We start from the raw sequence: 6,014 nt of genomic DNA, 5'->3' as shown, positions 1-6,014 counted from the left end.
CCTGAGTTAGCGAGTCGAACTCAAGTTTAGAAAAGCCAAAAGATCGGCTCCCTCTCCTTGGGGAGAGGGCTGGGGTGAGGGGTGGGCTCACCGCGGTGTTTGAGGGATTGGATTACTTCTTCGCGACAATCACCGCGCGCATCGGCGCCGGCAATCCTTCAATCGTTTTGCTGTGATCTTCCGGATCAAGGAAATCGCTCAGCGACTGGTACTTCATCCACTCAGTCCCGCGTTGTTCTTCAACGGTTGTTGTGCTCACATCCACGCAACGAATATCGCTGAACCCGGCCCGACGCAACCACAACTCCAGCGCCGGCACCGACGGCAGGAACCACACGTTACGCATCTGCGCATAGCGATCTTCCGGCACCAGCACTTGATGCTTGTCGCCTTCGACCACCAGCGTTTCCAGCACCAGTTCGCCGCCCTTGACCAGGCAATCCTTCAGCGCCAGCAAATGTTCGATCGGCGAGCGGCGGTGATAGAACACACCCATGGAAAACACCGTGTCGAAACCTTCCAGATTCGGCGGCAGGTCTTCGAACGGGAACGGCAAGTGCCAGGCATTCGGTTCTGACAGATAACGCTGCACCGCCTGGAACTGGCAGAAGAACAGCCAGTTCGGATCGACACCGATCACGCTGTCAGCGCCGGCACCGAGCATGCGCCACATGTAATAGCCATTGCCGCAACCGACATCGAGGATGCGTTTGCCCTGCAGATCCAGATGCGGCGCAACACGTGACCATTTCCAGTCCGAACGCCATTCGGTGTCGACGTGCACGCCAAACAAATCGAACGGCCCTTTGCGCCACGGCGACAGGCCCATCAACGCGGTATGCATCTGCGCGCGGGTTTCAGCGTCGCAATCGGTGTCGAGTTTCAAACCGTTGAGCAGATCGACTTCGCTCGGCTGGATCTTCGGCAAGGCGTCCAGCGCACTTTGCCAGCGCTCCAGGTCGCCGTGACCTTTCTCCATTTTCTTGTCGAGTTGACGCTGCAGGGTGTTGGCCCATTCGGCCAGCGGCGTGCCAGCCAGACGGCGGGCGAGGGGGGACAGATCAATCATGGCAAGGCAATCAACGAGGCAAAGTTAAGACACTGGAACCACGGCACGACTTTCGAGAACCCGGCGGCCAGCAGGCGCTCGCGGTGTTCTTCGAGGCTGTCGGGCTTCATGACGTTTTCGATGGCGCTGCGCTTCTGGGCGATTTCCAGTTCGCTGTAGCCGTTGGCGCGTTTGAACGCGACGTGCAGATCAGTCAGCAATGCGTGTTCTTCGGCATCGTTGAATCGCAGCTTCTCCGACAGAATCAGCGCGCCGCCCGGTAGCAGCGATTGGCGAATGCGCGAGAGCAACGCGGTACGCTGATCCGGGGCGATGAATTGCAGGGTGAAGTTCAATGCCACCACCGAGGCAGGCTGGAAGTCGAGGGCGAGGATGTCGCCTTCAATCACTTCCACCGGCAGCAACTCCTGGAACATCGAATCCTGACCGTTGAGGTATTCGCGGCAGCGCTCGACCATCGCCGCCGAGTTATCCACAGCGATCACTCGGCAACCGTCGGTGCGCACATGACGGCGCAGCGCTTGAGTGACCGCGCCCAGCGATGAGCCGAGGTCGTAGAGTACGCTGTTCGGCTGGGCGAACTGCGCGGCGAGCACGCCGAGGTTTTCGACGATGGTCGGGTAACCCGGCACCGAGCGCTTGATCATGTCCGGGAACACCCGTACCACGTCTTCGTTGAAGGCGAAGTCAGGCACCTGGGCCAAGGGCTTGGCGAAAATACGATCGGGTTCTTTGCTCACGGCGGTTCCGGCGGTGTCGGTGGAAAGGCCGGCATTTTAGCCAAAAGGGCGCGGGGATGCTTGGGTTGTCTGATAAAGCGCTTTTTTGCCAGTGATCGTTCCCACGCTCTGCGTGGGAACGCCGCCCCGGACGCTCTGCGTCCCTGCGTAAGTGACGCGGAGCGTCACAGGATGCATTCCCATGCGGAGCGTGGGAACGATCAGATCCGTTTAGTCTGGGAGAACGCCGAGGCGGCAATGCCCCACTGGCCCAGCCAGTAGCTCAGGATGATGACGTAAGGTGCGGCGTGGAAAGGGGCGACGAAACGGTCGATACCGATCACGCTGTCGGAGAACACAAACGCCAGCGCACCGCCCGCCGCCAGTAGCGCCGAACGCTTGGGCACATCGGTGCCGAGGCGGGCGAGGGCGCGCCAGAGCATTGCGCTGATCGCCGTGCCGTAAACGATCACCGGCAACAGCAACGGCCCGAGTCCACTGGAAATCAAAATCCCCAGCAATACCGCGCCAACACCGAGAGCGAGTACCAGCGGCAGAATCGCCAGACGCTTGCAGTCACTCAAATAAGCTTTCAGATACGCCAGATGCGCGACCAGAAACGCACCGAGGCCGAATACAAACAGATCGCCCGGCCACGCCAGCAACACATCACCCAGTAACGAGAAAATCAGCCCGAGACTGATCCAGCGCCGATAGTCGCTGGGCGGCGCATCGTGCAGCCAGCCGAGCAACGCCAGCACTGGCAGCGGTTTGACCAACAGGCAGAGCAGCGCCGCATGGGTGCTGACGCCGTAAAGAAAGGTCACCGCGCCCATCAGCGCCAGAATCAGCCAGCCCACGATCAATTCACCGAAATGGCGCAGTCAAAGGTTTCTACCGGCAACACTTCCGGTGCCCACGGTTGTTGCGAGGTCAGGCGCAGACGCCCGGTGCCGGGGGCGAAGGCCTGGAAACGCCAGGTCGACAGACCTGCTGCACCGACGACGCCGGCGTCTTCCGGATTGCTGTAGACCTCCGGGCTGAGTGCACGCAGCACACCGCCGGCGGAATCCTGAATAGCCCAGCGATAACCGGTGGTCGGGTTGCTTGGCAGCATGATGATGAGGTTTTGCCCGTTGGTCAGCCGCACAGGGCATTCGCTTTGTTTTTCCACGGTCACGTTGTGTTTCGGTTGCGTGGCGCAAGCGGCCAGCAGCGAGAGGGCGAGGGGGAGAAACAGGCGAGTGGGGGACATAAGGTCAGCGGCTCCGGGCGTTCACGACGAACGGCGAGCATAACTGAAGATGAGACAAAGTGTGACAGTGGCGGCCCTCACCCTAACCCTCTCCCAGAGGGAGAGGGGACTGACCGGGGGATTTTCCAGAAGTCCACCGACCTGAAATAGATCATTGAATCCATAATCGACTCGGTGTTTCAGGTCGATGTATAGCGCAAGACAACTCGGTCGGCTCCCTCTCCCTGTGGGAGAGGGCTGGGCGGCGTTCCGATGAGGGGCTGTCTGTCAGAACAGGATCTTTGCTACATCCGCAAACTTCTTCGCGAAGTGCACCGTAATCCCTTCCTTCAAATAATCCGGCAATTCCTCAAAATTCCCCCGATTCGGCTCCGGCAAAATCAGCTCAAAGATCTTCTGCCGCCGCGCCGCAATCACCTTCTCACGCACCCCGCCAATCGGCAGCACATGCCCGGTCAGCGTCAGTTCGCCGGTCATCGCCACGCCTTTCTTGGGTGGCTGATTACGCGCCAGAGACAACAACGCACTGGCCATGGTCACGCCGGCGCTTGGGCCGTCTTTCGGTGTCGCGCCCTCGGGTACGTGCAGGTGGACGAAGGCTTCGTCGAAGAACTTCGCATCACCGCCGAACTGTTTCAGGTGCGAGCTGACGTAGCTGTAGGCGATCTCCGCCGACTCCTTCATCACATCACCCAGTTGCCCGGTGAGTTTGAAGCCACGGTTGAGCGTATGAATTCGCGTCGCTTCAATCGGCAGAGTCGCGCCGCCCATGCTGGTCCAGGCCAGACCGGTAATCACGCCGGTGCCGGACAACACTTGTTCGTTGCGGAACACCGGATGACCCAGTGACGCCTCCAGATCTTTCGGCCCGAGCTTGATCACCGCTTTCGGGTCGTCGATGAGTTTCATCACCGCTTTGCGCACCAGTTTGCCCATTTGTTTCTCGAGCTGGCGCACGCCGGCTTCACGGGCGTAACCGTCGATCAAGGCTTTGAGTGCGCTGTCGCTGATGCTCAGGCTGCCCTTGGACACGCCGGCCTTTTCCAGCAGTTTCGGCCACAGGTGACGCTTGGCGATGGCGACTTTTTCTTCGGTGATGTAGCCCGACAGGCGAATCACTTCCATGCGGTCGAGCAACGGACCCGGAATCGAATCGAGGGTGTTGGCGGTGCAGACGAAGAGGACTTTCGACAGGTCCATGCGCAGGTCGAGGTAGTGGTCGAGGAATTCGACGTTCTGTTCCGGGTCGAGGGTTTCCAGCAGCGCCGAGGCCGGGTCGCCCTGGTAGCTCTGGCCCATCTTGTCGATCTCGTCGAGCATGATCACCGGGTTCATCACTTCGACGTCTTTCAACGCCTGCACCAGTTTGCCCGGCTGCGCGCCGATGTAGGTGCGGCGGTGGCCCTTGATCTCGGCTTCGTCGCGCATGCCGCCGAGGCTGAAGCGGTAGAACGGTCGGCCAAGGGATTCGGCGATGGATTTGCCGACGCTGGTTTTACCCACCCCCGGCGGGCCGACCAGCAGCACGATAGAGCCGCTGATCTCACCTTTATAAGCACCGACGGCGAGGAATTCGAGGATGCGATCCTTGATGTCGTCGAGGCCAGCGTGGTGTTTGTCGAGGATTTTGCGCGCGTGCTTGAGGTCCAGTTTGTCGTCGCCGTACACGCCCCACGGCACCGAAGTCGCCCAGTCGAGGTAGTTGCGGGTCACCGCGTATTCCGGCGAACCGGTCTCGAGGATCGACAGCTTGTTCATTTCCTCTTCGAGGCGTTTCTGCACCTGCGCCGGCAGGACTTTGCCTTCCAGGCGCTGCTCGAACTGTTCGAGGTCGGCGCTGCGGTCGTCCTTGGTCAGGCCGAGTTCCTGCTGGATGACCTTGAGTTGTTCCTTGAGGAAGAACTCGCGCTGATGCTCGCCGATCTTGCGGTTTACTTCTGCGGAGATCTCTTTTTGCAGGCGCGCGACTTCGACCTCCTTGCGCAGCATCGGCAGGACTTTTTCCATGCGCTTGAGCATCGGCACGCAGTCGAGCACGCCCTGCAGTTCGGGGCCGGTGGCGGAGGTCAGGGCGGCGGCGAAGTCGGTGAGTGGCGACGGATCGTTGGGGCTGAAGCGATTGAGGTAGTTTTTCAGTTCTTCGCTGTACAGCGGGTTGAGCGGCAGCAGTTCTTTGATCGCGTTGATCAGCGCCATGCCGTAGGCCTTGACCTCGTCGGTCGGCTCGGTGGGCTGATGCGGGTATTCGACTTCGACCAGATACGGTGGGCGGTGGTGTTTGAGCCAGGTTTTGATGCGTACGCGGCTGAGGCCTTGGGCGACGAATTGCAGTTTGCCGTTTTCGCGACTGGCGTGGTGGACTTTGACCAGGGTGCCGTATTGCGGCAGCGCGTCGGTGTTGAAGTGGCGCGGGTCTTCCTGAGGCGTGTCCATGAAGAACAGGGCCAGGGAGTGGTGTTCGGATTTGCTGACCAGTTCGAGGGTTTCGGCCCAGGGTTCTTCGTTGACGATGACCGGCAGGACCTGGGCCGGGAAGAACGGGCGGTTGTGGATCGGGATGATGTAGACCTTGTCCGGCAGGTTCTGGCCGGGCAGGGCGAGGCCTTTGCCGGAGGCGGTGTGTTCGATGTGTTCGGCTTCGCTGTAGTCGTCGGGGTTTTCCGGGAATTCTTGCTGGTCGCTCATGGGGCACCTGCGCAATGGGATATGGGTCTTAGATGGGGCAGGGCTTGGGTGGTTTCAATGGGGGGCGGTGTTTCTGATTGTGTGTTCAGGGTTTTGACAGGGTTCACGCTTTGGACTTGGCGGCCTTTGGGCCGACCATGTTGGGGGTGTTGGGTGTGTATATCCGTTTTTTCGGTGATGGCGGCTTAGGGTTTCGCCCTGACGGCGACTCACTTTTTTGACAAACGCCTCAAAAAAGTAAGCAAAAAAACGCTTGCTCCTGCGTGCGGCCCGCTCGCTGGGGCTC

At 60.2% G+C, this 6,014-nt stretch carries 5 protein-coding genes; all 5 read right to left on the bottom strand.

Annotation, left to right across the window (positions count from 1 at the left end; all coding sequences use genetic code 11):
• Nucleotides 1–112: 112 nt before the first annotated feature.
• The 5 genes from cmoB to lon all read right to left on the bottom strand — a co-directional run bounded on the left by cmoB (nucleotide 113) and on the right by lon (nucleotide 5,728).
• Entirely contained in the window at nucleotides 113–1,069 is a 957-nt protein-coding gene (gene cmoB / locus ACWR1S_RS30500; protein ID WP_454566096.1) for a tRNA 5-methoxyuridine(34)/uridine 5-oxyacetic acid(34) synthase CmoB, read from the bottom strand.
• Nucleotides 1,066–1,809: a carboxy-S-adenosyl-L-methionine synthase CmoA gene (gene cmoA / locus ACWR1S_RS30495; protein ID WP_007916813.1), complete on the bottom strand. Its 744-nt coding sequence runs from the start codon at nucleotides 1,807–1,809 to the stop codon at nucleotides 1,066–1,068. Before cmoA ends, cmoB begins: the two co-directional genes overlap by 4 nt.
• Before the next feature lie 200 nt (nucleotides 1,810–2,009).
• The gene (locus tag ACWR1S_RS30490; protein ID WP_454566095.1) at nucleotides 2,010–2,648 is read right to left on the bottom strand and encodes a lysoplasmalogenase; all 639 of its coding nucleotides are present in this window, start codon (nucleotides 2,646–2,648) and stop codon (nucleotides 2,010–2,012) included.
• Nucleotides 2,649–2,650: 2 nt separating this feature from the next.
• Nucleotides 2,651–3,043, bottom strand: coding sequence for a protease inhibitor I42 family protein (locus ACWR1S_RS30485; RefSeq protein ID WP_007916811.1), 393 nt, complete (start codon nucleotides 3,041–3,043; stop codon nucleotides 2,651–2,653).
• Between the two features lie 267 nt (nucleotides 3,044–3,310).
• Nucleotides 3,311–5,728, bottom strand: a complete 2,418-nt coding sequence (gene lon, locus ACWR1S_RS30480) for an endopeptidase La (RefSeq protein WP_454566094.1) — start codon at nucleotides 5,726–5,728, stop codon at nucleotides 3,311–3,313.
• Nucleotides 5,729–6,014 lie beyond the last annotated feature (286 nt).

The organism is Pseudomonas sp. AIG, from assembly GCF_977020205.1.
Note: the sequence above shows the minus strand (reverse complement) of the source record. Positions and strands in the feature narration are given on the sequence as shown.